Below are 26,294 nucleotides of genomic sequence, written 5' to 3'. Positions count from 1 at the left end.
AGGGAGTCGAGCGCGCGATCCCTCGGATGAAGATGTCGGCGAACGGCTTCGCCACGTCGCGAGCCGACACGCGACCGCCCGCCTTGAGCCAGAGGTACGTATAGTTGTGCATACCGAGCCACGCGAGCGCCGTGAGCCTCGGGTCGACCTCACGGAACTCCCCAGAGTCGATGCCTGCCTGCAAGATCGCCTCGACCCTTCGCTCGTACTCGCGCCGGCGCCCTCGGAACTGCTCGGCGCGTTCGCCCGTGAGCGCCGGGAACTCGTGGAGGAAGACCCAGACGTGATCGGGATAGCGGTGGATGACGTCGAGCAGCTCGTCGCCCAGCATGACCAGCTGCGCGGACGGCGACCCGTCGGCTTGGGCGACGCGATCAGCGCCGATCATCACCTCGTCCATCACACGATCGTGGATCGCAGCGAGGAGCTCCTCCTTCGACGCGATGTAGTGGTAGAAGGCACCCTTGCCCAGACCGTTGACCGCGCACAGCTCCGCGATGCCCGTGGCGTGGTAGCCGCCTCGCGCGAAGACCTGCGCCGAGGTGTCGACGATTGCGTCGCGACGAGCCTTCCACTTCGCGCTGCGTCGGGGCTCGTCGCTCGCTTCGGTTCGCCGCATCAGCTCCGACGGTACATCGGCGCGCACCCGCATCAGCGACCTTGCCACTGCGGCGGGCGCTTGTCGGCGAAGGCGAGCAGCCCTTCGCTCGCGTCCTTTGACGCGAGCAGCTCGTCCAAGAGCTCCTTCGAGACCTGCCTCAGGGTGTCGTCGTGCTCGTGCGCGGCCAAGAGGACGACGCGCCGGCTGGCACGCACCGCGAGCGGAGCCGCCGAGACGATCTGCCGCGCGACGCGGAGTGCCTCGCCAGCGCGGCGCCCGGCTCGACCAGCCGGCTCACGAGTCCGAGGTCGAACGCGCGACGAGCGTCGATCGGCTCACCGGTGAGGATGGCGTCCATCGCCGTACCCCGACCGATCGCGCGCGGGAGCCGGAGCAGCCCGCCCGCCGCGGCGATCAGGTTGTGCCGGACCTCGGCGAGTCCGAACGCCGATCGGGAGGTCGCTACGACGACGTCCGCCGCGAGGACGATCTCCAGACCGCCTGCGGTCGCCAGACCGTGGACGGCGACCACGATCGGCTTCGTGCGCTCGCGATACACGAACCCGCCGAACCCGCCCCGCTCCGTGTCGAGCGTCGCCGCGGAACCCGTCTCCCTGATGACCGTGAGGTCGGCGCCCGCACAGAAGACAGGGTGCGCCTGATCCGCGGTGTTCGCGCGCAGGACCCCGACCCAGACCTCGGGATCGCCCTCGAGGCGGTCCACAGCCGCCTCGAGACCGAGCGCCACATCGCGGTTGACCGCGTTGCGCGCCTCGGGGCGGTTGAGGTGATGACGCCGATTCGGTTGGAGGACGAGTACAGGACAGCTGCCAATGAACGCTCCCGCGTCGAGGCACGAGTGCCCAAAATATAGTGACTGGTCGGTACACACCTATTGGCAACGAAGAAGGGTTGCGGGTGAACATGCACAGCTTCGAGGGCCGCGTCGCCGTGGTCACCGGCGCGGGACGTGGCATTGGCCGAGCGCATGCACTCCTGCTCGCCGACCGGGGCGCCAGCGTCGTCGTCAACGACCTCGGCGGCTCGATCGAGGGCGTTGGCGCGGATGCCGAACCCGCGTCCACCGTCGCCGCCGAGATCGTCGCGGCCGGCGGCGCCGCGATCGCCGACACCAGCGACGTGGCCACGGCTGCCGGCGCCGAGGCACTCGTCGATGCGGCGGTCCAGCAGTTCGGACGCCTCGACATCCTGATCAACAACGCCGGCATTGTCCGATGGGCGGGCTTTCCGGATGCCGACGCGGACAACCTCGCGAGTCACCTCGCCGTGCACGTGGTCGGCTCGTTCAACACCGCCCGCGCCGCGTGGCCGTACATGGTGGAACGAGGCTACGGCCGCATCGTCATGACGACGTCCACGGGGATGTTCGGACTGCGCAACAACCTCTCCTACGCCACCGCCAAGGCTGCCGTCATCGGACTCACGCGCAGCCTCACCACCGCAGGCGCCGCGCGCGGCATCAAGGTCAACCTCATCGCACCGGCGGCGTTCACGCGGATGGCAGGCGGCCCGCCTACCGACGAGATGGTCTCGCAGATGTCGCCGGAGCTCGTCGCACCGATGGTCGCCTTCCTCGCGCACGAGGCCTGTCCGGTCAGTGGCGAAATCTACGCAGCCGGCGCCGGTCGCTTCGCGCACATCTTCATCGCCTCGACCGAGGGCTACGTGCACTCGACGCCGGAGCCGACGATCGAGGACGTCGCCGAGAACTGGGCGACGATCAACGACGAGACCAGCTACTACGTTCCCGCCGACCTCATGGACTGGTCCGCTGCCTTCACAGCGCACCTGCGCTCGAGCAACGCAGAGCCCACCGCCACGTAGGGACGAGTCGCCGCGCGTCAGGCGGTCCGTTCCCGCAGCTCTCGCTTCAGGACCTTGCCCGAAGGATTTCTCGGGAGCGCATCGACGAAGAGGACGTCCTTCGGCACCTTGAAGCGCGCGAGCTCGCGGCGGCAGTGCTCGATCAGCTCGTCCGCGGTGGCGGTCGCGTTCGGTCGCACCGCCACGAAGGCGATGGGGACTTCCCCCCATCGATCGTCGGGACGCCCGACGACCGCGGCCTCAAGCACCGCGTCGTGCTCGTACAGCACGCGTTCGACCTCCGAGCCCGCGATGTTCTCGCCGCCCGACAGGATCATGTCCTTGAGCCGATCGACGATGAAGAGGTAGCCGTCGTCGTCCCGCACGCCGATGTCTCCGGTGTGGAACCACCCGCCGGCGAACGCGACGGCGGTCGCCTCAGGGTCGCGCCAGTAGCCCCTGAAGACCTTCGGGCCACGGAGCACCACTTCGCCGCGCTCCCCCGCCGGGAGCGACGTTCCGTGCTCGTCCCAGACGTCGAGCTCGAGATAGAGGCACGGGCGGCCGACGCTGCCGAGCTTGGTAACGATGCTGCCCTTGTCGAGGAATGTATCGCCCGAGACCGTCTCGGTGAGGCCGTACGCGTCGGCGAACCATGCCGACGGGAACGTCCGCTGCAGCCGCTCGATCAACGGGATCGGCATCTTCTCGCCACCGTTGATGACCAAGCGCACCGACGAGAGGTCGCGCTGGTCGATATCGGGCAGCGCTATGACGGCGTTCACCATCGCCGGTGCGAGCCACACGGTCGTGACACGCGATCGCTCGATTTCGTCGACGACGTCGGAAGCCTCGAACACGCGATGGATGATCGTCGTTGCGCCCGCGGCGATCAGCGAGGTCGTCGTGAGGTCGAGCGCTCCGACGTGGTACAGGGGCCCGCACGCCAGGCCGAGATCGGCCCTGGTGAAGCCGAACTCGATGATGTGCGCCAGGTTCTTCCACGCCAGGTTGGCGTGGGTGATCATGACGCCCTTGGGTCGTCCCGTGGTCCCCGAGGTGTACATCAGCCGGTGTACGTCGTCGCCCGCTACCGGTGCACGTGACGTTGCGTTCGGCGCAGCGTGCAGCTCAGCGAACGGTGTCCATCCGTCGAGGTGCCCAGAGATCGACGTTCGGAGAAGGGTGGCTTCCATGCCCTTCGTCGCGTCGTTCGCGAGATCGACGAGTGCTTCGTCGCACACGAGCGCGGTTGCTTCGGAGTGCTCCAGGATGTACCGCACCTCGGGCGCGGCGAGACGCCAGTTGATCGGCATCACAGAGGCCCCGAGGTAGTTCGCGGCGAAGATCGTCTCCAGGAACTCGGTGCAGTTGTACGAGAGCAGGCCCACGACGTCACCGACACCGACGCCGCGTTCGTGCATCCCGGCGGCCAACGAGGAGGCGCGCACGACCATCTCGCCGTAGGTGACGGTCTCGTCGCCGAGGACCGTGACCGGCTTGTCCGGGAAACGGCTCGCGTGATGGGCGAGGACGGCGAACCAGTTCATGTCTGCCTGTATCGGCGGCGCGTGCGGTTCCCGACTCATCGCCGAACCCCTACGGCGCCGCGTAGCCGCCATCGACCACGATCGCCGACCCTGTGGTCCAGCGGGATGCGTGGCTGGCGAGGTACGAGTAGGCGCCCACCAGGTCGGCGGCAGCGCCGAGCCCGAGCGGATGCTTGGCCGCGATCGCGTCGAGCGCCTCCTGCGGAAGGTCCTCGTGGATCGCCGACAGGAAGGTGCCCGGGCAGACGCAGTTCACCCGAATCCCGTCACGCGCGTACTCGACCGCCGCGACCTTCGCGAGCTGGATCACGGCCGCTTTCGTCGCGCAGTAGGGAGCAGCGTGCGACCACGCGGTGAGACCGGAGACCGAGGCCGTGAGGACGATCGAGCCGGATTGGTGCTTGCGCATGACGGGGACCGCGGCCCGGATGCCATTGACGGCACCGAGGACGTTGACCTGGAACGCGCGCTCCCAATCCTCGGTTGCCAGGTTGTGGATGCGACCGTTCGGAGAGAGCACCCCGGCGTTGCTGATCAGCACATCGAGGCGGCCGAACTGCTGGACCGCCAGACCGACGACGGCTTCGACCTGCGCGAAGTCGCTCACGTCGGCAAGCAGCGTCTCGACCGAGCCAGCGTCCTCGGGAAGCCCGTCGACGGTCGCCTCGAGCGACGGCGCGCTGACGTCGCTCAGCACGACATCAGTATCGGGTTCGTTTGCGAACCGGCTGGACAGCGCGGCGCCGAGCGTTCCCCCCGCCCCGGTGATCGCGATGACGCGTCGCGGATCCGTCATAAGAGCAAGTAGCCACCGTCGACGTTGAGCACGGTGCCCGTGACGAACGCCGACGCGTCGGAGGCCAGGAACTGATACGCGCCGGCCAGGTCAGAGGGCGTTCCCCACCGCCGTTGCGCGGTGTGCCCGATGATCCCAGCCGCGAGCTCCGGGTTGTTCTTCCACCCATCGGCCAACGGCGAGTCGAACCATCCCGGCGCGACGACGTTCACGGTGATGCCCGAGGACGCGAGATCGAGCGCGAGACCTTTCGCCATGCCAACGAGCCCGGCCTTCGAGGCGCTGTACGCGGCCAGCCCTTCGCGTGGCCGCTCTCCGAGCACTGAGCCCGTGAAGATCAGCCGCCCAACTTCGCCCATCACCCTGGCCGCCGCGCGCGCACCGAGGAACGCCCCGGTGAGGTTCACCTCGAGCACCTCGCGCCACACCGACGGATCGGTCTCCCGTGGTCCGGCCACGATGGGCGAGATCCCCGCGTTGCAGATCCAGACGTCGACGCCACCCCATTCGGCCACGGTGGCATCGGCGACCGCCTCATTGAAGTCCTCGTCCGTCACGTCGCCACTGAGCCAGAGGGACGGTCCGGGGAGCGCCTCCGCAACGGACTTGAGGTCGGTCTCCGTCCGCGCCACCAGCGCCACCCGCGCACCGCCCTGTGAGAACGCGTGCGCGAGCAGCCGACCGAGCCCCCGGCTGGCCCCGGTGATCACCACACGCTTCCCGGTCACGTCCCCAACACCAGCGAAGGACGCGGGGATGTCGATCTGATCGGGCATCGCCCTTCCCTGTTTGTACCGATCAGTACAGTACACAGTTCATGCTCACTGACGCCGACCTCCTCGAGATGCATCGGCGGATGCTCGTGATCCGCGGGTTCGAGGAGCGCGTGGCTGCGCTGTACCGCGACGGCGAAGTACCGGGCTTCGTGCACCTCTCGATCGGGCAAGAGGCGTCGGCCGTGGGCGCGTGTTGGCCACTCGGCCCGACGGACGTGATCACGTCCACCCATCGCGGCCATGGCCACAGCCTCGCGAAGGGTCTGGACGCGCTCGGGATGTTCGCCGAGCTGATGGGCAAGGACAAGGGCACGAATCGCGGACGCGGGGGCTCGATGCATATCGCCGATCCGACGATCGGCATCTTCGGCGCCAACGGGATCGTGGGTGCCGGCCTGCCGATCGCGGTGGGTGCAGCGACAGCGGCGCACCTGCGACGCGACGGCAGCGTCGCGGTGGCGTTCTTCGGCGACGGCGCGGTGGCCACCGGCACCTTCCACGAGGCGATCAATCTCGCCGCCGTCTGGCGGCTGCCGGTGATCTTCTTCTGTGAGAACAACGGCTACGCCGAGTTCTCGCTCGCATCGGCCCAGCACGCGGCGCCACTCGAGCGCCGCGCCGCCGGCTACGGGGCCGACTACGTCTCAGTGGACGGCAACGACGTCGTGGCGACTGCAGCCGCGATGAATTCCGTGATCGAGGCGACCCGTGCCGGACGGGGTCCCGTCGTCGTCGAGGCAGCCACCTACCGCTGGCACGGTCACTACGAAGGCGACCCACAGCGCTACCGATCGCTCGACGAAGTTCGGGAGTGGGAAGCACGTGACCCGCTCCTCATCAACGCGCGCCGGCTCCGATCGGCGGGCTTCACGGACGACGCGCTCGAATCCATGCAGTCATCGGTCGCGCACGAGCTCGACGAAGCCGTCGAGGCAGCTCGGCGGTTGACGACTCCGGCGGCCGCCACGCTGACCGACTTCGTCACGCGCCCGAGACCCCAACGCGCCGAGCCGCCGGCACCGGCCGCCGATAGCCCGGTGTTCCGCACCATGGACGCGATCAGAGCCGCGCTCGAAGCGGAGCTCGCCGGCGACGAGCGCGTGTTCGTCGCGGGGATCGACGTCGCGGCCGGAGGCAACGTGTTCGGCCTGATGCGCGGCCTGCACGACCGCTTCGGCGATCGCCTCCGCGACACCCCCATCTCCGAGAGCGCGATCATCGGCCTCGGCGTCGGCGCCGCGATCGCGGGCATGCGCCCCGTGGTCGAGCTGATGTACCTCGACTTCGTTGGTGTCTGTCTCGACCAGCTGCTCAACCAAGCGGCGAAGCTGCCGTTCATGACCGGCGGCGCCGCGCAGATGGCGCTGACTGTGCGGACCCAGTTCGGCGCGGGGCGCTCCTCGGGAAGCCAGCACTCGCAGAGCCTCGAGGCGCTGCTCGCGCACATCCCCGGGCTGAGCGTCGTCATGCCGTCGACCCCGGCCGACACGTACGGGCTGCTGCGCGCGGCGATCCAGGACCCGAACCCGGTCGTCTTCATCGAGAACCGGCTGCTCTATGGCATGAAAGGACCTCAGCCGCCGGCCGACCACATCCTGCCGATCGGCACGTCGGCCGTCGTGCACCCCGGAAGCGACCTCACCGTCGTGTCCGTCTCACGGATGGTGCACGAGGCGGTCGCCGCGGCCGAGCGCCTCGCCGGCGAGGGCATCTCCGTCGAGGTGATCGACCTGCGAACCGTCGCCCCGCTCGACATGGCTCCGATCCTCGACTCGGTTCACAAGACGAGCCGACTCCTGATCGCCCACGAGGCCGTCGTCCCATTCGGCATCGGCGCCGAGATCGCCGCCACCGTCGCCCGCGACGGCTTCTGGGATCTCGACGCGCCGATCCAACGGATCGGCGCCGCACCGACTCCCCCTCCCTACGCGCCCGACCTCGAACGCGCGTGGCTGCCCGACCGCGACGACATCGCGGCGGCCGTCCGCCGCCTTGCGCGGGTGTGAGCTCAGCACCCCAAGGCGCGCGCGATCACCAGGTGCTGTATCTCGTTGGTGCCTTCGCCAATCTCGAGCACCTTCGCATCGCAGTAGAAGCGGGCCACCGGTGACTCGAGCATGTAGCCGAGGCCGCCGTGGATCTGGACGGCCTCCGATGCCGCCGACACCGCAAGGCGACTGGCTTTCAGCTTTGCCATTGCTGCTTCCTTCAGGAAGGGTTGCGCGGTGTCGCGCAGGTATGCGGCGCGATACGTGAGCCACCGTGCCGCCTCGAGTTCGGTCGCGATGTCGGCGAGCTTAAACTGGATCGCCTGGAACTTCGAGATGGGCTGGCCGAACTGCACGCGCTGGCGGGCGTGGTCCATCGCCATGTTGAGCACGGCCTGGGTCAGGCTGAGCGACAAGGCGGCGATCGAGATGCGCCCGACCTCGAGCGTGCGCATGAACTGGCTGAGTCCGATCGCCGGATCGCCGATGAGGTGATCGTCGGCGACCCAGACGTCGTCGAAGAACAGCTCGCGGGTGTCGAGACCCCGCCAGCCGATGCCGCGCATCTTCGGACCCATGGTGAAGCCGGCGGTCTCTTTCTCCACGACGAAGTTCGCGAACGTCGGCCCGCTCCCCTCGCCCGACTCGGTGCGGGCCAGCAGCGTCACCCCGAACGACATATCCGTGCCGGCGTTGGAGATGAACGCCTTCCGACCGTTGATCAACCAGCCACCATCGCGGCGGACCGCCCGCGTGCGAATACCACGCGCGTCCGAACCCGCGTCGGGCTCCGTCAAACCGAACGCGCCGAGGACGCGTCCCTCGGCCAACGGCCTCAGCCACCGCTCTCGCTGAGCGTCGTTCCCGAAGAGGTACAGCGGCAAAGAGCCGATGGTCACGTGCGCCTGCCACGCGGCGGCCACCGACTGGTCGGCTACGCCGAGCTGCTCCATCGCGGCGACGAAGCCGACGGTCGACATGCCGATACCTCCCCACCGCTCCGGGATCAGCATGCCGAGCAGGCCCAACGCACCCATCTCGCGGAGAAGGTCGGTTGGGCACCGGGCCTCCTCCCACGCCAAGGGGGCACGCCCGGCGATCTCCTTCTGCGCGAACTCGCGACAGAGGCTCACGAGATCACGCTCCGACTCCGTGAGCGAGAAGTCCACGGGCGGATCCTATTGGACCGACCGGTACAACCGCGCTCTTCCGATCGCTCCGCAGAGAAAGCGCGCGCGCCCTGTGGGGTGTCAAAACTCGATCAGGCCCTTGACCAGCGGTTTCTTGCTGGCTCGTGAAAGACCCGGATCGTCGCCGCTCGAGGCGGATGCAGAACCTCATAAGCCGCAGGAGTCTCAGAATTCACAGCGCTACCTACGGCACGCTCCGGCGAACTCGCAGGTCAGCGGCGTGATCGAGTTTTACACCCCACAGGTCTCATCAACGAATACCAATGCCGAGCCGCATGACCGAATAAAGACACCCTTCACGAGTTTTGACACCCCACAGGGCTTGGTAGGGCCGCGCAGCTCGTCGGCGGCTCGCGAGTTTTCGGCGGGGTGCGAGTTGGGTCAGATCGCGATGAACAGGGTGCGGAAGTTGGCTGCTAGCTGTCGGTCGCCGCGTACCGTGCCGCCGTTGATTCGGTTGTATGCGGTGAGTACGAGCGTGGCGGGGTCGAACTCGAGGACCGTTGGGCATGTGTCGAGGTCGGCGGGCGCGAATTGGAGGCTGTCCTTGGCGACGTCGAATCGGGTCTCGCCGCCGTTGCGACCGGTGGTGCGGATACCGACTGCGTATGGCGTGTCCACTGAGTCAGTGTTGGCGGTGGCCCACCAGAGCAGGAAGACGAACGGCACCAAGAGGTCGGCCGCATCGCCTGCGAGTGCGTGCGGCGCGCCCAGGCCTTGGCGGACGTCCCAGCCGTGCACCGCATAGCCGCCAAGCAGTCCAGCGACGACGATCATCGCCGGGAGCGGACCCATGTATGCGTCTGGGACGATCAAGCCTGACCACTCAGCGTCGGAGAGACGCTCGAACTCATAGATCAGCCTGTCAGTGTCATCGCGGAGCCGCGCCACTAGTTCGTCGCACGGTACCGGTCGAAACGCCCGAGCCGCTTGATCTGTTGCGGTGGCCATCCTGGCCACACCGACGGGCTCCGGCCCAGCGGCGCCGTTGCGCGCTATCTCGAACGCCGTCAGGTAACTGTCGGTCGCGTCGATCAGATGACCGACCATGTCGCGGACCTCCCAGCCCGGACACGCCGTGGGGGTGTGCCAACGCGCCGGATCAGCCACGAGCCCAAACATCTCGTCGATCTCGCCCCGGAGCACGCCAAGCAGCCGGTCCTTGCTGGCCGGATTTCGAAAGTCCCAAGTTGGGTCGCCCGCCATCGATCCCCTCCTCGTTCCCTACATCGAGGTGCTTCCTGCACGCTCAATCAGTCTCGGCATCGGTATCGGAGGCGCACGTCAGCCGAGGCACTAGCCGGTCACTGCGAACAGCTGCCAGCTGCCGGCTACACCCTTGAGTCCATGCTCACCACGGTCGTCGAAGGTGATTCCCGATCCGGTGACCAGATCGGCAACGGTTCTGGACACCCAGACTTCACCCGGGTGCGCGTGCGCTTGGACCCTCGCCGCGATGTGGACGCCGATGCCAGCGACGTCGTCACCGCGTCGTTCGACCTCACCGGTATGGACACCGACCCTTACGTCTATGCCGAGCTGGCGCGCGCCGCCGCAGATCGCGAGGCCACACTGAATCGCTCTCGCCGGACCATCGAACGTCGCGAGAATGCCATCACCGGTGGTCTTGACTTGTCGACCGCCGAAGCGACGAACCTGCCGCTCGGACATGCGGTCGTGGTTGTCGAGCAGCTCGCGCCAGCGGCGGTCTCCGCTGCTCACCGCCCGCTTGGTGGAGTGCACGACATCTGTGAACAGAATCGTTGCCAGCATCCGGTCGGTGTTCGGTGTTCCCCGTGTCCCGGTGAGGAATTCCTCGATCTCGCCAACCACCGTATCGGTATCGCCAGCGAACGCTAGATGGTCCTGGCCGGGCAGCTCGATGAGAGTGGCGCCGGCGATGTGTTCGGCGAGGTACCGCCCGTGGCCAATCGGTATGAATCCGTTGTCGACCCGGTGCAGCACGATCGTCGGAGTCTTGATCAACGGGAGCAGCGCACGCACATCCGCGCCGTTCGTGAGCGTATCTATTGCCCTGGCGATTGCCGGACTGGCGGACCGCTCGCCCGCACGTTTCCACCACAAGCGAAACTCGACGTCGCCGGCGAGGCTCGGGGCGCTGAGCGCGAGATCATCGACAGGTTCTCCTTGGTAGCTCGGGTCAGTCACCGCATCGACGAAGCGGTCGACGATGCGTTGCGGCCAACCCCACGGATAGTCCGAATCGCGAACCATCCGAGCGAAACAGTTCATCAGAACCTGGGCCGACGTCCGCTCCGGATAGGTCGCACTGAACATCATGGCGACCAAGCCGCCGGTCGACACACCAAAGATCGCGGCGCAGGGCGAGCCGACCGCATCGAGCACGGCGACCGCGTCCTGGGTCCAACCCTCGATGGTGGGACCCGATCCGCCGACAAGGGGGTCGGAGAGCCCAACACCGCTCGGATCGAACCGAATCAACCGGCTGAAAGATGCCAGCCGCCGATCGAAGCGGCTCCAGTGCGCTTCGTCGTCGCGATCAATCCAGATATTGCAGCCGGTGTTGAGAGCGAGCAAATCGATGGGGCCGTCGCCAAGAACCTGATACGCAATATGGCGGTCCCCGCTCTTGGCGTAGTGGATCTCCCCAAGCTCCACATCGGCCAGCCTACGAGCCGGCATCAGCGAGCACCGCTGTATCCCGAATCCGGGACGTGTTGACGGACTCAGACGGTCACCGACTGACCAAAGCGCCGGGTCTCAGGGGCCGCACACCAGACAAGACGCGCCCGCGGCGACCATCCCGCTCGCAGTGCGAAGCTCCGGCAGCCTCTGGTCTAGAGATTGATGTTGCCGAGCAGGCTCAGCCACTCCATGCGCTTCGGCTGAGCCACTCCCGCCTGCCCAAGTGCTGGACCGAGTGTGGATTCCATCCAGGACTCCTGATCGGCGCGCGACTCCCACACCTCGACGACGACAACCGTGCCTTCGCCGCCGCCGCCGATGTGGGTCAGTAGCTTGTGGGGTGTCTAAAAACCCGGCGCGGTCATGCAGCGAGGCTGTATTCGTGGATGAGGCCGCCGAGTCGGTCCTTTGACTACGGCCTCCCCCAGCACCTCGGAGGCAGGGTGCTCACCGTCCGCATGCACACCAACGCCGACGATGAAGCCCGCAAGTTCAACCGCACCGAAAACGTCCGGCCGATCCCGCCCAGCGACCCCGACTTCACCCGCCTCTACCCCCGCCGCCTCGACGCCGAATCCGTCAACCGCGCCATCGACGACAGCCTCTGGATCGGACGTGCCCACAGCGTCGGCCACACTCGCCAACACCTCAACCTCCTCGGCTACGCCCTCATGGTCAACGCCCTCGCCCTCCACCGACACCAAAAGCAGCGCGAACCCGACCACCTAGCCGCCTAGCACCCCCAGCCCCGGCCCTCCCCCCCGGGGGCCTACGCGCGCAGAACTAGCTAGACCGAACTCTCCGGCTCGATTTCGCTGCGCGCGGTCCGCCAAGTCCCGGAGAGCACCCCGACGAGCAGCAGCACGTAGAGTTTTCTCCCAAGAAGTCTCCACCCCCGGCCCTCGTAGCTCAGCGGATAGAGCATCGGCCTCCGGAGCCGTGTGCGCAGGTTCGAGTCCTGCCGAGGGCGCAGCTGGTCTCCGTCAAGCCTGCGTCCTCTTGCACCGTATGCGTCGTTTCGGGACACTTGACGGCTTGAGGGCTGCTCTTGCCATCGCGGTGGTGGTCGCCGTGAGCGTTGCGACCGCTGCCGCTCCCGCTCAGGGCGCGCCTGCTCTGCGCAACTTCAGCTACACCGGCGCCGGCACCAACCGGGTCAGCATCCAGACGGGCGAGCTCCGCGAGCTCTGGACGGGCCGGGCGACGCCCTTCGGGAAGATCAAGACGCACGTGGCCGGCTGGCTCCAGTTTCCGGGTCCGAGGGCGCTGGCCGTCCACGCCAGCATGGTGATCGTCGATCCGAGCAGCGACGCGCTCATCGGGGCGTGCATCGGCACCGGCATCCTGCCCATCCCCGACGGCCAGGAGGACTGGACCTGCGACGCCACCGGCGGCACCGGCAAGTTCGAGGCCTCGACGGGTCAGTGGAAGCTGCACATCGACATCCACCGGATCGCGCTCGGGAACGGCGTGCAGACGAACCGCTTCACGGAGACGGCCTCGGGACAGATCAGCTGGGGGAAGAGACGCGGCTGATCCAAGACCGGCGTCAAGGTCGAGCCGTGACCGCGAAGCCCAGACGCGGGAACCAAGCGCCAGGCGGCCGTGGTCCGGGGCCCGTCGCTCCGCAGTCCGGCGCGGACCGCGGGCGCCCGGGCCGGCGACCGCCCGCTCGCCGCGAGCACGCGATCACTCCCACCCGGCAGGCAGAAGGCCGCCACTGCGCTCGGGCTGGTCCCCCGACGGAGGGGCGTGTGGAGACCCCCGTCGGTCCCAGCTCGGCCTGGCGGAGGGCCGACGCCCCGCTTATCCCTGGTCGAGCAGGACCTTGACCGCCCCGGTGCGGCGCCGGCGGGCGATCGTCGAGATGGCGCGCCGCCAGTCGGTGAGCGGGAAGCGGTGGGTGATCATGGGCGTGAGGTCCAACCCCGCGCCGACGAAGTGGAAGTAGTGCTCGAAGGCGTGGCGCTTGACGCCGTGAACGTCCTCGATCCCGAACGCGTTCGAGCCCACGACGTGCAGCTCCTTGAAGTACAGGGGCGTCCACTCGAACCGTTTCGGTGTCTCGACGCCACTGACGACGAGCGTGCCGCCGGTCGTGAGCAGGCGTAACGAGGTCTCGACGGTCTCGGGGCTGCCGACGGTGTCGTAGACGACCGTGGGGCCGTCCTGGAGCCACGGCTTCTTGCTCCAGGGCACGCGAGTTTCGGTGCCGACGCGGCGCGCGACCTCGCGGACGAGTTCGTCCGGCGTGCACGGCAGGACGGCGTGCGCGCCCATCCGCTCGACGAGGGCGGCTCGGGGCCCGGGGCGGCTCACGACCCACACCTCGACGTCGGGGTAGAGATGTCGAAGCAGCGCCACCGCGGCCGCGGCCAGGGTCCCGCAGCCGTAGACGAGAACCGGACCCGGTGGTGTCGGCGGCGCCAGGAGGATGGTGCGGAGTGAGACGCTCGCCGGGTCGGCGAGGACGGCGGTGTCGTCGTCCATGCCGTCGGGCACGTCGAACAGCTGGCCTTCGTGGGCGAAGAACCGCTCGGCGTGCGCGCCTGGGGCCGACGCGCAGTTGCCGAGGTGGAGCCCGGCCGGCAGGGCGCCCCGATCGAAGTTGCGGCACCACGGAAACCGGCCGTCGGCGCAGGCCGGGCACACCGGGTCGATCCCCCGGGGCCCGCAGGAGAGCCACGGGTTCAGCACCACGCGCCCACCCGTGTCTCGCCGTCGGGCGACGACCTCATGGCCGAGCACGTGGGGGAAGGACAGGAGCGCGGTCAGCGGGTTGTCGAGCGCCCCGTGCATGAAGATCTGCTTCGTGTCGGATCCGCAGATGCCGCTCACGATGGTGTCGCACAGGACCCAGTCGTCTCCAGGCCGCTCGGGCTCAGGGACGTCCCGGAGGCCGGTCGGTGATCCGGGGGCCGTGTACGCGCGGCGCGTGAAGCGGCCGCCGACGAACCCGAGCGCCTCGCGAGCGAGATTGTGGCGGAACACCAGCGCCTTCACGATTGCCCTCTCAAGAGTCGAGCCGACACCTTGCCCCACGACGCCGGCGGCTGCCAGGCGAACACGCCCTGCTTCCGTGGGTCGGGTCGAGAGATCCGGGCCTCGCTCCGACGCGACCCTTGTCGCGGCGAGGCGAGCGGTTCGGGCGGGGCGGCGCGCCTCCACCACCGACGATGCGACTTGGCGTCGGACGGTCAGCTCGAGGGCCCACGCGCTCCGCGCCTGCGCGGCGATCGCGCCGGGTCCTGGCCGCTCGCACGGACGCGCACGTCGTCGACGTGGCCGGGTCCGCGCCCTGACCCGGTTCGGCCGCGGTCAGGCCAGCCTGGCCTCCAGCAGCTCGACGAGCACCGGGACCTCCTCGTGGAGGCCCTCCGCCAGGCGGGCGGCCGCGTTCACGGTCTCCCATCGCTCGAACCGTTGGGGATCGACCGGGCGGTGGTGTCGGTAGGCGCGGAGCCAGGCGCGGCGGAACTGGCCGCGCCCGAACCGGTCGAGGGCCCGCGCGAGGGCGGAGAGCGCCGGGCGCTCAGCCACGCGGAGCAGGAGCATCGTTCGGGCCAGGTCGCCGATCGGGTCGCCGTGAGCGACGTTCGTCCAGTCGATGATGACGAGGCCACTTCGGCCGACGATGACGTTGCCGGGGTGGAAGTCGCCGTGGCAGAGGTGGTCGCCGTCGGGGAGCTCGGCCAGCACGTCGAGCGCCGATGCCCGCAACCGGGCCGGCAGGCGCGGCGCCCACTCGATCCGCTCGCGGAGCAGGGCGCGCAGGTCGGGGAGGCCGCCCGGTGCGACGACGGCGTGCAGCTGGGCCTCGAGGCGGCCGAGCTGGCGGGCCCGCCTCGCGAACCGCCACGGGCGCCGTGCCAGGTCGGTGAGCAGGTCGGTGCCCTCCACCCGTTCCATGATCATCCCCGGGCGACCGTCGAGAACGACGATCTCGTGCACCCGCGGGACCGACACGCCGGTCTGGCGCGCGGCGGCCATCGCCGTCGCTTCGTGCTCGAGGCGCGGTCGCCCGGCCGGGTCCCGCAGCAGGCGGAGCGCGCGGCCGCCGTCCCAGGCGAAGATCTCCGCCTCGCGACCCTCGCCCAGCTTCTGCCGTGGATCCCCTGCGGCCGCCACCGGGGCCCACCCTATGGACCGCGCCGGTGTCGGTCGGCACGCACGGAGCCGTCGCGGCGACGGTGAGGCGCGCCGTCTCGGCGCGCCTCCGCTACCGGCGGGCGGTGGCCCGGGGACGGGCCCGCCGTGACGGCAGCGCCGCCCGCACCGCAGCCGTGGCGGCCGTGCCCGCGACCTCGACCGGCTGGGTGCTGCGCATAGACCGGCTCAGGACGAACGCGCCTTCCAGCATGTTGATCACCAGGACGGCCAGCTCTCGTGCGGCTTCGGTCGGGACGCCCGCGGCCGCGAGCCGCCCGGCCGCGCCGTCGATCCAGCTCTCGAAGACCGCTGCCGTGGCCTCCCGTAGCGGCTCGCTCGCGCTCGCGACCTCGAGCGCGACCGTGGCGATGGGGCACGCGTCCGCGTACTCGGTCTGGCGCAGGACCTCGGCCGCGCCCGCGAAGAAGTCGCTGACCCCGGTGACCGGGTCGGGGGCGGCGTCGAGGATGGCCTCGAACAGCTCGTAGTACATGCGACCCGATCGGTGGATCACCTCGGCACCGAGCTGCTCCTTGCCGCCCGGGAAGAAGTGGTACAGGGATCCGAAGGGCGCGTTGGCGTTCGCCACGATCTGCTTGAGTCCCGTGCCCGTGTAGCCGTACTGGCGGAACAGCTCGGCGGTCACGTCCAGGATCCGCTCCTTGGTGTTCGCCGCCATCTCGCCCCTCCGCGTTGCCCGGACCCCGCCATCGTAGCTACCCTCGGCGCTAGAGCGATCTATCTAGTGAGCCGAGGAGGCACGCCATGTATCGGTGGTTGGTCCGCACGATGGTCCGGCGGGTGGCCGCCCGCTCCCGAGCCGGCGACATGGCCCCCACCTTGGCCCTCTGGGCCGACGACGGGCACTTCGTCTTCCCCGGCCGGCACTCGTGGGCCGCTGACTTCCGGAACCGCGACGACATCGGCGCGTGGTACGAGCGCTTCGCCCGCGCGGGCCTGCAGCTCGAACCGCGCGAGATCCTCGTGCAGGGGCCGCCCTGGAACACGACGCTCTGCGTGCACTTCACCGACCACGCCGCCGACGAGCAGGGGCGCGTCGTCTACGAGAACCACGGGGTGATCTTCGCCAAGATGTCCTGGGGCAAGATCAAGTTCGGCACCGTCTACGAGGACACCCAGAAGGTGGCCGACTTCGACGACTACCTCGTCACCCACGAGCCCGCAGGTCGTTGAACCCTGCGCGCGGGCTCGGGCCGCGTGGGCTCAGACGGGGAGGACCGCGACGACCGGGATCGTGATCCGCAGGACGCCACGCTCGTAGCGGGTGTCGACGCGCGACGTGTCGAGGATCGGGCTCAAGGCCACGTCCCGTCCGAACAGGCCCTGGGGTCGCTCGAGCTCGAGCACCTCGTCGCCCGCCTCGGGCGCTACGACGCGCTCGGCCCGGATGGCGAGGACGTCGTCGTCGACGGTGACGACGATCGAGTCGGGATCGACGCCCGGCAGCTCGCAGCTCATCTCGACGCAGTCGCCGCGCCGAATGGCGTCGATGGGCATCCGACGCGGGCCCGCACCTTGCGCGAGCGCGTGCGCGAGAAAGCGGTCGCACTCGTCGAACGGGTCGTACCGGATCAGCATCGGGGTCTCCTCCTCGCGATGGGCAACGATAACGAGATCGGCGCGTTCGCTCGCGGAGCGCGATGCGACCGCGTCCGTTCGGTCACCGCGCGCAGCCCGTCTCGCGCTCGGCGTGGCGCGGGCGCGGTCTTCGGGAGGCGGCCGACTCCCGTGGAGCGGCCGAGCCCGCGCGGAGCGGGGCGCGCGCCGTCCTCCGGGCTGTCAGACTCCCTGCTCGTGCGTGCGAGCGAGGGCGAGGTGCTGGCCCCACCCGGAGGCTCGGTTCGGCGCTGGCCGGCCCGGCGGTGAGCCTCGCCGGCAAGGTCGCGCTCGTCACCGGCGCCGCGTCGGGGATCGGCCGGGCAACCGCCGAGCGCTTCGCCGCCGAGGGGATGCGGGTCTGCGTCGTCGACCAGCACGAGGACGGTGGTCGCGAGGTTGCGGCGGGGATCGACGGGACGTTCCACGTGGCCGACGTCGGCGACGCCGGTCAGGTCGACGGTGCGTTCGCGCACTGCGTCGGCGAGCTCGGCGGCCTGGATGTCGCGTACCTCAATGCGGGCATCGCCATCGGGCACACCGACATCGAGACGCTCCCGGACGACGTGTACCGCCGCATCATGCGCGTGAACGTCGACGGGGTCGTGTACGGGGCTCGAGCCGCGGTTCGCGAGATGCTCCGAGGCGGCGGCGGCGGCGCCATCGTCGCCACCGCGTCCTTGGCCGGGCTCATCCCGTTCCCGCCCGACCCGGTCTACGACCTGACCAAGCACGCCGTCGTCGGGTTCATGCGCTCCATCGCGCCGACCCTGGCACCGAAGGGCATCACGGCAAACTGCGTGAACCCCGGGATGACCGACACCGCGATCCTGACCGACGACGCGCGCGCCATGCTCGCCGCGGCCGACTTCCCCCTCATACCGCCGGCGCAGATCGCCGACGCCGTCGTGCACGCGGTGACGAGCGGCGAGACCGGGCGCTGCTGGGTCTGCCAGCCCGGGCGCGACGCGGTGCGGTACGAGTTCCGCGACGTACCGGGCCCCCGGACCGAGGGGGCGCGCGGCCGCGTCCCGCCGGGGCTGGCACCCGGCTCCGGGGCCGTGTGAGCGCCGGGCGCTGACCCGGCAAACGGATGTCTTGCGGGGACGCCCGGGTTCGTATCCTGGATCGTCCGCGGCCCCGCCCCGACCCAGGAGCCTCCCGTGACCAACCCGAGTGTCGACGACGGCGCCGATCGCGAGCGGGTGCAGCCCGAGGTCCTCGAGCCGCGACCACCGTCGTCCCCAGCGGGTGGCCCCGGCGGTGACGACAGCGAGCAGGTCACCCAGCCGACGAAGCTGATCCGCATCGCGTCGATGGTGCGGACGATGCTCGACGAGGTGCGTCGCGCGCCTCTCGACGACGCCGGGCGCCGCCGGCTGCGCGAGATCCACGAGCGGTCGCTCCACGAGCTCGAGGGGGTGCTCTCCCCCGAGCTGCAGAAGGAGCTGGCCGAGGTCGTCCTGCCGTTCACGTCGGAGGCGCCGTCGGAGTCCGAGCTGCGGCTGGCCCAGGCCCAGCTCGTGGGCTGGCTCGAGGGGCTGTTCCACGGCATCCAGGCCACCCTCTTCACCCAGCAGGCCGCGGCCCAGCAGCAGCTCGACGAGATGCGCCGCCGCCGGGCGCTGGAATCCGCTCAGGGTCTGCGAACGGCAGAGCCCGGCAGCGGCTACCTCTGATCCGATGTCGACCGCCGAGCTCTTCGATTCGAGCTGGTCGCCCTCGGCGTGGCGCGACCGGGTCGCCGCGCAGCAGCCGGCGTGGCCCGACGACGCCGCGCTCGAGCAGGCCTGCGCCGAGCTGCGCGCCCTCCCGCCGCTGGTCTTCGCAGGGGAGGCGCGCTCGCTGACCGACGCCCTTGCAGCGGCGCAGGACGGCCGGGCCTTCCTGCTCGTCGGCGGGGACTGCGCCGAGTCGTTCCAGGGCTTCTCGGCCGACACCATCCGCGACAAGCTCCGCGTCATCCTCCAGATGTCGGTCGTGCTCACCTACGGCAGCGGCGTCCCGACGATCAAGGTCGGCCGGATGGCGGGCCAGTTCGCGAAGCCGCGCTCGTCGCCAACGGAGGTGCGAGACCAGGTCGAGCTGCCGTCGTTCCGAGGCGACACGGTGAACGACTTCGCCTTCGAGGAGCTGGCCCGCCAACCCGACCCGAGCCGGCTTGTGCGCGCCTACCACCAGGCCGCGGCAACCCTGAACCTGGTGCGCGCCTTCGCCAAGGGCGGGTTCGCCGACCTGTCGCGCGTGCACGCATGGAACCAGGAGTTCGTGGCCAGCAGCCCCGAGGGTCGCCGCTACGACGCCCTCGCCGGCGAGATCGACCGGGCCCTGCGATTCATGCGCGCCTGCGGAATCGACTTGGAGGCCGAGCTGGCGCTGCACCAGGTGGACTTCTGGACCGCCCACGACGCGCTGCTCCTCGAGTACGAGGAGGCGCTGACCCGTCGGGACAGCATCACCAGCGACTGGTACGACTGCTCCGCGCACCTGTTGTGGATCGGCGAGCGGACCCGTCAGCCGCGCGGGGCCCACGTCGAGTTCCTCGCCGGCGTGCACAACCCCGTCGGCGTGAAGCTCGGCCCCGCCGCCACCGCGGACGAGGTCCTGGCCCTCTGCGAGCGCCTGAACCCTCAGCGGAAGGCCGGACGGCTCGTCCTCTTCGCCCGCATGGGCGCCGACCGGGTCGCCGAGGCCCTGCCGCCGCTCCTCCGCGCCGTCTCGCTTGCCCGTCATCCCGTCCTGTGGGCCTGCGACCCCATGCACGCCAACACGTTCGTGCACGCCAGCGGCTACAAGACCCGCCGTTTCGAGGACGTGCTGCGCGAGCTGCGGGGGTTCTTCGCCGCCTGCGAGGCCGCCGACGTGGCCCCGGGCGGGGTGCACCTCGAGCTGACGGGCGAGAACGTGACGGAGTGCCTCGGCGGCAGCGAGGAGGTGCTCGACGAGCACCTCGAGCGGCGCTACGAGACGATCTGCGACCCGCGCCTGAACGCCCGCCAGTCCCTCGACCTGGCCTTCGAGGTCGCGGGGCTGCTCCGCCGCTGAGCCGACCCGGGTGGCGAGCGGCCGGCGCCCGGGGCGCGGGCATGGTCGCGAGCGGCGCGACCATGGGGCCATGACCACGGGCGATGGGGGGCTGAACGAGGGGCTCCTCGAGGAGCTGTACGACCGCTACCGGCGAGACCCGGACTCGGTCCCGGAACGGTGGCGGCAGTACTTCGGATCCCCGGGTCCCGGCAACGGGGAGCAGCTCCCCGGCGACGCCCGCTCCACGCCTGGCGTCCCGAGCCCCGTCCCAGCCGCCCCCGCGCCGTCGGGCCCCGCCCCGACCGCCCCCGCGCCGTCGAACCCGGCGCCTCCGACCCCGGCCGCACCGAGCCCGCCGCCGGCGAGTTCCGCGCCGCCGACGGCGGCACCACCGACCCCACCGGCGGCGGCGGCCCCGGCTCCTGATGGCGACCAGCCCGAGGTGCTGCGGGGCGCCGCGGCGCGCACCGTCACCAACATGGAGGCCTCGCTCGAGGTCCCGACCGCCACGTCGGTCCGCACCGTCCCGGCGAAGCTGCTCGAGGTCAACCGCCAGATCCTCAACAACCACCTCGGGCGCACCGGGCGGGACAAGGTCAGCTACACGCACCTGATCGCGTACGCCGTGGTTCAGGCGCTGCGCGACCACCCCGGGATCAACGCCAGCTACGACGAGCGAGACGGGCAGCCGACCATCACCCGCCACGAGCACGTGAACCTCGGTCTCGCCGTCGACGTCAACCGAGCCGACGGGACCCGAACCCTCCTCGTCCCGAACATCCAGCACGCCGACGACCTGGACTTCGCCGGGTTCTGGCGCGCGTACGAGGACCTGATCCGCAGGGTTCGGGGCGGGAAGCTCACGCCCGACGACTTCGTCGGCACGACCGGGACGATCACGAACCCCGGGATGATCGGCACCGTTCACTCCGTGCCGCGCCTCATGCGCGGCCAGGGGTTCATCGTCGGCGTGGGGACGATCGGCTACCCAGCCGAGTACGAGGGGGCCGACCCCAAGACCATCGCCGAGCTCGGGATCAGCCCGGTCACCACGCTCACCAACACCTACGACCACCGCATCATCGGCGGCGCCGAGAGCGGCGAGTTCCTCCGCCGGATCCACCGCCTGCTGCTCGGCGAGGACGAGTTCTACGACCTCGTGTTCCGCAGCCTCGAGGTCCCCTACGAGCCGGCCCGGTGGCTGCCGGACCAGAGCCCCTTCGCCGACGTGCAGGCCAGCTCCGAGAAGATCGTGCACGTCCACCAGCTCATCAACATCTACCGGGTCCGCGGCCACCTCATCGCCAACCTCGACCCGCTGGGCCGGTCGGAGCCCCACACGCACCCGGAGCTCGACATCGCGCACTACGGGCTGTCGATCTGGGACCTCGAGCGCGAGTTCCCGATCGGGAGTCTCGGCGCCGGGCGCATCGCCGCCACCCGGCTCCCCCTGCGCGAGATCCTCGGGGTGCTGCGCGACGCGTACGCCCGCACGATCGGCGTCGAGTACATGCACATCCAGGAGCCGGACCAGAAGGCGTGGATCCAGCAGCGCGTCGAGGGCGGCGCGGCGCCGCTCGACAGCGCCGAGAAGCGTCGGATCGTGCGGCGGCTGAACGCGGCCGAGGCCTTCGAGCGGTTCCTCGCCGTCAAGTACCTGGGCCAGAAGCGGTTCAGCCTCGAAGGGGCCGAGACGCTCATCCCGATGCTCGACACCCTCTGCAGCGCCGCCGCCGACGCCGGGATCCGCGAGCTCGTCATGGGCATGGCCCATCGGGGTCGCCTGAACGTCCTCGCCAACGTCCTCGGGAAGTCGTACGCCCAGGTCTTCCGCGAGTTCGAGGGTGAGCTCGACCCGTCGAGCACCCAGGGGTCCGGCGACGTGAAGTACCACCTTGGCCAGACCGGCAAGCACCGCTCCCCCGCCGGCCACGAGCTGCGGCTCCTCCTGGCCGCCAACCCGAGCCACCTCGAGGCCGTCGACCCCGTCGTCGAGGGCATGGCCCGGGCGCTGGCCGACCAGGCCGGCGACCCGGTCGACGCCGCGCTCCCGGTGCTGGTGCACGGCGACGCCGCCTTCGCCGGCCAGGGCGTCGTCGCCGAGACCTTCAACCTGTCGGAGGTCGAGGGCTACGACGTCGGCGGCACCGTCCACGTCGTCGTGAACAACCAGCTCGGGTTCACGACGTCACCCGAGTCGGGTCGCTCGAGCGTGTACGCGACCGACGTGGCGAAGATGGTGCAGGCGCCGATCTTCCACGTGAACGGGGACGACCCCGAGGCGTGCGTGCGCGTCACGCGGCTCGCGTTCGAGTTCCGGGAGACCTTCCACAAGGACGTCGTCGTCGACCTGGTCTGCTACCGCCGGTACGGCCACAACGAGATCGACGAGCCCGCGTTCACCCAGCCGCGCATGTACGCGCTGATCGAGGCGCACCCGTCGGTGCGCCAGCTGTACACCGAGCAGCTCGTGCACCGGGGCGAGCTGACCGCCGAGGAGAGCGAGGCGGCGCAGGCCGACTTCCGGGCCCGCCTCGACCGGGCCTTCGAGGAGACCCACGAGCCGCACGACACCGGCCTCGCCGAGGCCCGGTCGCCGCTCGACCGGCCGGAGCGTGCGGCCCCGTCGGCGCCGGTCGAGACCGCGGTGGATCGGGCCGTCCTCGACGCCGTCGTGCGCGCCCTCACGACGTGGCCGGAGACCTTCCACGTGAACCCGAAGCTGGCGCGCGTCCTCCTCGCCCACCGCAGCGCCTTCGAGGCGGGGACGATCGACTGGGCGCTGGGCGAGGCGGCGGCCTTCGGCTCGCTGCTCCTGGAGGGGACCCCGGTCCGGGTGGCCGGCCAGGACACGCGGCGCGGCACGTTCAGCCAACGCCACGGGGTGCTCGTCGATTCGGTCGACGAGACCGAGTACGTGCCCCTGAACCACGTGGGCCCGGATCAGGCCCCCTATCGCCTCTACGACTCGGTGCTCTCCGAGTTCGCCGCGCTCGGCTTCGAGTACGGCTACTCGCTCGAGGCCCCGGACACGCTCACCTGCTGGGAGGCCCAGTTCGGGGACTTCATCACCGGCGCCCAGGTCACGGTGGACGAGTTCCTCGCCAGCGCCGAGGACAAGTGGGGGCAGCGGTCGGGGCTGGCCCTCCTCCTCCCCCACGGCCTCGAGGGCCAGGGGCCGGACCACTCGAGCGCCCGCCTCGAGCGCTTCCTCGATCTGAGCGCGGCCGACAACCTGCGGGTCGTGTACCCGTCCACGGCCGCGCAGTACTTCCACGTGCTGCGCCGCCAGGCCCGCCTGGCGCCGCGGGCGCCGCTCGTGTGCCTGACGCCGAAGCGCTACCTCCGCATGGCGCAGGCCCGCTCGCCGGTCGAGGCCTTCACCCACGATCGGTTCCACGCCGTGCTCGGCGACCGGTCGCCGGACCTCGACGCCGGCGCGGTTCGGCGGGTGCTCGTGTGCACGGGCAAGGTCGGGCACGAGCTCATGGACGCCCGCGACCAGGCCGGCGCCCCGGTGGCGGTGGTGCGGGTCGAGGAGCTCTACCCGTGGCCGGAGGACGAGGTGGCCGCGGCCCTCGACCGCTACCCGAACGCGACGCAGGTGTGGTGGGTGCAGGAGGAGCCGGTGAACATGGGGGCCTGGCGGTACGCGCAGGACCCGCTCCGGCGCCTCGTCGGCGGCGACGGGCGCCTCGACCACGTGGCGCGCCACGCCAGCGCCAGCCCCGCCACCGGCAGCGCCAAGGTCCACGAGGCCGAGCAGCAGGCCCTGCTGGCGGCCGCGCTCGCCGACCTGTAGTCGATCAGCGCGCGGCGCCGACCGGCTCGGGCGCTGCGGTCGACGATCGCTCGGTCGCGGTCGTCACCATCGCGACCACCCCGTCGGCGTAGGCCTCGTCGAGCGGGGCCCGGCTCACGAGGTGCCGGTAGAAGATCGAGCCCGCCACGAGGTCGGCGACGAGGCCCGGGTCGACCTCGGGCCCCACGTCACCGCGCGCCACGGCCCGCTCCACGACGGCGCGAATGTTCGCGCGCCGAGCCGCCACGAACCGCTCGAACGCGCTCGCCAGCTCGCGGGCGCGTGGCAGCGCCGCGACCAGCTGGGGCAGGAAGCGACCGGCCTCCGTCGCGGTGAGCACGTGCACGAGCTGGCGCGCATGGGCGGTCAGGTCGCCCGTGAACGAGCCGGTGTCCGGCGGCGGGGCGTCGCTGGCGGCGAGGCACGACACCACCTCGAGGACGAGCGCGGCCTTCCCGGGGTAGCGGCGGTACAGCGTCGCCTTGCCGACCCCGGCCCGAGCCGCCACCGCCTCCATGGTGAGCCCGTCGAAGCCCTGCTCGGCGAACACCTCGAGGGCGGCCCCGACGATGGCCTGGTCGCAGGCCGCGCTGCGCGGGCGACCGGGGCGGGCGACCGCGGTCACGGGGCGCGAGCCGGGGCGGGGCGAGGCGGCTCGTCGGCCGGCTCCTCGGCTCCGCGCCCCGCCTGCCCGTCGGCGCCCACCGGCGCCGCCGGCGCGAGGTCCCACTCCTCCCCGTACTCCGCGGCCTGGCGCTCGACGTCCTCGGCCCGAGGTCGGGCGGGGAGGAAGACGAGCACGGCCACGACCCCGGCGGCCACGACCGCGGCGCCGACGTACACGCTGGTCTGGAACCCGTCGAGGAAGGCGGTCTTGGCGAGGGCGACGAAGACGCGGGCGGCCTGGGGGGGCAGGTGCGCCGCGGCCTGGAGCGCGTAGCCGAGCTGCTGCTTGGCGTTGTGCACGACGGTGGTCGGCAGCCGCTGGCCCCGGAGCGCGCTCACGACCCTCGAGCCGTAGATGCTCGAGAAGATGCTGCCGATGACGGCCACGCCGACGGCGCCGCCGACCTGCCGGGTGGTGTCGTTGACGGCGGAGCCGACCCCGGCCCGAGCGAGGGGCAGCGACCCCATGATCGATTCCGTGGCTGGGCTCATCGTCAGCGCGATCCCGGACGCCGCCAGCGCCATCGGCCACGCGATCTCGAGGAACGTGCTGCCCTGCCCCAGGTTGGCGATGGCGGCGAGCCCGGCGACGTTGCAGACCAGGCCCAGCCCGACCGTGAGCTTCGTGCCGATGCGGTCCACGAGCTTCGGGCTGAGCGGAGCGATGATCATCATCGGCACCGCGAACGCCAGCAGGCGCACCCCCGTCGCCAGCGGCGAGTAGCCGCGCACGAACTGCAGGTACTGGGTGAGCAGGAAGATCGAGCCGAACATGGCGAAGAAGGTGATCGCGATGGCGGCGCTGGCCCCGCTGAAGCGGGGGTTCCGCCAGAACCGGACGTCGAGCATCGGGTGGTCGACGCGCCGCTCCCAGCCGAAGAAGGCCGTCATCAGGACGCCGCCGCCGGCGAAGAAGGCCAGGATCCGCGGCGCGGTCCAGCCTACGGTGGGCGCCTGGATGACCGCGTAGAGCAGCGCGCTGAGCCCGGCGATCGACAGCACCGCGCCCACGAGGTCGAGTCGGGGGGCGCGGGGGTCCTTCGAGTTCGGGATCAGGAAGATGCCGGCGAGCACCCCGACGACGACGATGGGCAGGTTCACGAGGAAGATCGAACCCCAGTAGAAGTGCTCGAGGAGGGCGCCGCCGGTCAGCGGGCCCAGCGCGACCCCGACGCCGGCCGTGGCGGCCCACACGCCGATCGCCTTCGGGCGCTCGTTGCCGGCGAAGACGTTGGTGATGATCGACAGCGTCGCCGGCATGATGAGCGCGCCGCCGATCCCCATGAAGGCGCGGCTCCCGATGAGCTGGTTCGGTGAGCCCGCCAGCGCCGACAGCAGCGACCCGACGCCGAAGACGAGGAAGCCGGCTTGGAGGGCGGGTCGGCGACCGAACTTGTCACCGAGGCTTCCCATCGTCAGCAGCAGGCCCGCGAACACGAGCGTGTACGCGTCGACCATCCACTGCAGCTGGCTGTTCGTCGCGTGCAGCTGACGCACGATGCTCGGCAGCGCCACGTTCAGGATCGAGTTGTCGAGCACGATCACGAGCAGGCTGAAGCACAGGACACCGAGGATCAGCCAGCGCCGCTCGTGGGCGCGGCTCTGCACGCGATCCGCCAGCTTCGTCATGGGCTGCCCCTT

General features: G+C 70.4%; 22 protein-coding genes, 1 tRNA gene and 1 pseudogene. 10 read left to right on the top strand and 14 right to left on the bottom strand.

From position 1 onward, the window contains the following. Both VG869_16615 and VG869_16610 read right to left on the bottom strand, forming a co-directional pair. The coding region (locus tag VG869_16615) for a TetR/AcrR family transcriptional regulator (protein ID HEV3452807.1) at window positions 1-619 on the bottom strand (619 nt) is incomplete at its 3' end. Between the two features lie 32 nt (window positions 620-651). Next, a pseudogene (locus VG869_16610) lies at window positions 652-1,349 on the bottom strand (enoyl-CoA hydratase-related protein). A 176-nt stretch (window positions 1,350-1,525) separates the two neighbouring features. Between VG869_16610 and VG869_16605 the strand changes: the two are divergent. Beyond that, the gene (locus tag VG869_16605; GenBank protein HEV3452806.1) at window positions 1,526-2,446 is read left to right on the top strand and encodes an SDR family NAD(P)-dependent oxidoreductase; all 921 of its coding nucleotides are present in this window, start codon (window positions 1,526-1,528) and stop codon (window positions 2,444-2,446) included. Between the two features lie 17 nt (window positions 2,447-2,463). On the opposite strand, the gene VG869_16600 is transcribed toward VG869_16605, so the two are convergent. The 3 genes from VG869_16600 to VG869_16590 are packed head-to-tail and all read right to left on the bottom strand — an operon-like array spanning window position 2,464 to window position 5,547. Then, window positions 2,464-3,975, bottom strand: coding sequence for a long-chain fatty acid--CoA ligase (locus VG869_16600; GenBank protein ID HEV3452805.1), 1,512 nt, complete (start codon window positions 3,973-3,975; stop codon window positions 2,464-2,466). Between the two features lie 49 nt (window positions 3,976-4,024). Continuing rightward, window positions 4,025-4,771 carry an SDR family NAD(P)-dependent oxidoreductase gene (locus VG869_16595; protein ID HEV3452804.1) on the bottom strand — a complete coding sequence of 249 codons (747 nt, stop codon included), beginning with the start codon at window positions 4,769-4,771 and terminating at the stop codon, window positions 4,025-4,027. Beyond that, on the bottom strand, window positions 4,768-5,547 hold the full coding sequence (locus VG869_16590) for an SDR family oxidoreductase (GenBank protein HEV3452803.1): 780 nt from the start codon (window positions 5,545-5,547) through the stop codon (window positions 4,768-4,770). The genes VG869_16595 and VG869_16590 overlap by 4 nt, the downstream gene beginning before the upstream one ends. Window positions 5,548-5,588: 41 nt before the next feature. Here VG869_16590 and VG869_16585 point away from each other — a divergent pair, with 41 nt between their 5' ends. Then, entirely contained in the window at window positions 5,589-7,553 is a 1,965-nt protein-coding gene (locus VG869_16585; GenBank protein HEV3452802.1) for a dehydrogenase E1 component subunit alpha/beta, read from the top strand. A 2-nt stretch (window positions 7,554-7,555) separates the two neighbouring features. Here the strand turns inward: VG869_16585 and VG869_16580 are convergent, their stop codons facing one another. The 3 genes from VG869_16580 to VG869_16570 form a co-directional block, all read right to left on the bottom strand. Continuing rightward, complete coding sequence (locus VG869_16580) at window positions 7,556-8,704, bottom strand: acyl-CoA dehydrogenase family protein (GenBank protein ID HEV3452801.1); 1,149 nt, start codon at window positions 8,702-8,704, stop codon at window positions 7,556-7,558. A gap of 402 nt (window positions 8,705-9,106) precedes the next feature. Then, on the bottom strand, window positions 9,107-9,931 hold the full coding sequence (locus VG869_16575; protein HEV3452800.1) for a maleylpyruvate isomerase family mycothiol-dependent enzyme: 825 nt from the start codon (window positions 9,929-9,931) through the stop codon (window positions 9,107-9,109). A gap of 90 nt (window positions 9,932-10,021) precedes the next feature. Further along, a complete protein-coding gene (locus VG869_16570) occupies window positions 10,022-11,365 on the bottom strand; it encodes an adenylate/guanylate cyclase domain-containing protein (protein HEV3452799.1) in 1,344 nt (447 codons plus the stop codon). Between the two features lie 470 nt (window positions 11,366-11,835). On the opposite strand from VG869_16570, the gene VG869_16565 reads away from it, so the two are divergent. The 3 genes from VG869_16565 to VG869_16555 all read left to right on the top strand — a co-directional run bounded on the left by VG869_16565 (window position 11,836) and on the right by VG869_16555 (window position 12,928). After that, on the top strand, window positions 11,836-12,129 hold the full coding sequence (locus VG869_16565; protein HEV3452798.1) for a hypothetical protein: 294 nt from the start codon (window positions 11,836-11,838) through the stop codon (window positions 12,127-12,129). 161 nt (window positions 12,130-12,290) lie between these two features. Next, window positions 12,291-12,362: transfer RNA gene (locus VG869_16560), tRNA-Arg, on the top strand. 101 nt (window positions 12,363-12,463) lie between these two features. Beyond that, on the top strand, window positions 12,464-12,928 hold the full coding sequence (locus VG869_16555) for a hypothetical protein (GenBank protein ID HEV3452797.1): 465 nt from the start codon (window positions 12,464-12,466) through the stop codon (window positions 12,926-12,928). A gap of 270 nt (window positions 12,929-13,198) precedes the next feature. Here VG869_16555 and VG869_16550 read toward each other — a convergent pair whose 3' ends face one another. From VG869_16550 to VG869_16540, 3 genes are all read right to left on the bottom strand, one after another. Continuing rightward, window positions 13,199-14,395 (bottom strand): zinc-binding dehydrogenase, encoded by a 1,197-nt coding sequence (locus tag VG869_16550; protein ID HEV3452796.1) that lies wholly within the window; start codon window positions 14,393-14,395, stop codon window positions 13,199-13,201. Window positions 14,396-14,710: 315 nt separating this feature from the next. Continuing rightward, a complete protein-coding gene (locus VG869_16545; protein ID HEV3452795.1) occupies window positions 14,711-15,520 on the bottom strand; it encodes a phosphotransferase in 810 nt (269 codons plus the stop codon). A 91-nt stretch (window positions 15,521-15,611) separates the two neighbouring features. Beyond that, window positions 15,612-16,220 (bottom strand): TetR/AcrR family transcriptional regulator, encoded by a 609-nt coding sequence (locus VG869_16540; protein HEV3452794.1) that lies wholly within the window; start codon window positions 16,218-16,220, stop codon window positions 15,612-15,614. Between the two features lie 86 nt (window positions 16,221-16,306). Between VG869_16540 and VG869_16535 the strand changes: the two genes are divergently transcribed. Beyond that, the gene (locus VG869_16535; GenBank protein HEV3452793.1) at window positions 16,307-16,735 is read left to right on the top strand and encodes a nuclear transport factor 2 family protein; all 429 of its coding nucleotides are present in this window, start codon (window positions 16,307-16,309) and stop codon (window positions 16,733-16,735) included. 30 nt (window positions 16,736-16,765) lie between these two features. On the opposite strand, the gene VG869_16530 is transcribed toward VG869_16535, so the two are convergent. Beyond that, window positions 16,766-17,140 (bottom strand): Hsp20/alpha crystallin family protein, encoded by a 375-nt coding sequence (locus tag VG869_16530; protein ID HEV3452792.1) that lies wholly within the window; start codon window positions 17,138-17,140, stop codon window positions 16,766-16,768. 284 nt (window positions 17,141-17,424) lie between these two features. On the opposite strand from VG869_16530, the gene VG869_16525 reads away from it, so the two are divergent. From VG869_16525 to VG869_16510, 4 genes are all read left to right on the top strand, one after another. Beyond that, window positions 17,425-18,225, top strand: coding sequence for an SDR family oxidoreductase (locus tag VG869_16525; protein ID HEV3452791.1), 801 nt, complete (start codon window positions 17,425-17,427; stop codon window positions 18,223-18,225). A 138-nt stretch (window positions 18,226-18,363) separates the two neighbouring features. After that, on the top strand, window positions 18,364-18,837 hold the full coding sequence (locus VG869_16520; protein HEV3452790.1) for a proteasome activator: 474 nt from the start codon (window positions 18,364-18,366) through the stop codon (window positions 18,835-18,837). Window positions 18,838-18,841: 4 nt separating this feature from the next. After that, a complete protein-coding gene (locus VG869_16515) occupies window positions 18,842-20,203 on the top strand; it encodes a 3-deoxy-7-phosphoheptulonate synthase class II (GenBank protein ID HEV3452789.1) in 1,362 nt (453 codons plus the stop codon). 70 nt (window positions 20,204-20,273) lie between these two features. Further along, complete coding sequence (locus tag VG869_16510) at window positions 20,274-23,987, top strand: multifunctional oxoglutarate decarboxylase/oxoglutarate dehydrogenase thiamine pyrophosphate-binding subunit/dihydrolipoyllysine-residue succinyltransferase subunit (protein HEV3452788.1); 3,714 nt, start codon at window positions 20,274-20,276, stop codon at window positions 23,985-23,987. 4 nt (window positions 23,988-23,991) lie between these two features. On the opposite strand, the gene VG869_16505 is transcribed toward VG869_16510, so the two are convergent. Together VG869_16505 and VG869_16500 are read right to left on the bottom strand one after the other, a co-directional pair. Beyond that, window positions 23,992-24,612 (bottom strand): TetR/AcrR family transcriptional regulator, encoded by a 621-nt coding sequence (locus VG869_16505; protein ID HEV3452787.1) that lies wholly within the window; start codon window positions 24,610-24,612, stop codon window positions 23,992-23,994. Then, entirely contained in the window at window positions 24,609-26,282 is a 1,674-nt protein-coding gene (locus VG869_16500) for an MFS transporter (GenBank protein HEV3452786.1), read from the bottom strand. The genes VG869_16505 and VG869_16500 overlap by 4 nt, the downstream gene beginning before the upstream one ends. Window positions 26,283-26,294 lie beyond the last annotated feature (12 nt).

The organism is Acidimicrobiia bacterium (assembly GCA_035948415.1).
GTDB lineage: Bacteria > Actinomycetota > Acidimicrobiia > IMCC26256 > PALSA-555 > PALSA-555.
This window is presented reverse-complemented; position numbering and strand designations above follow the sequence as displayed.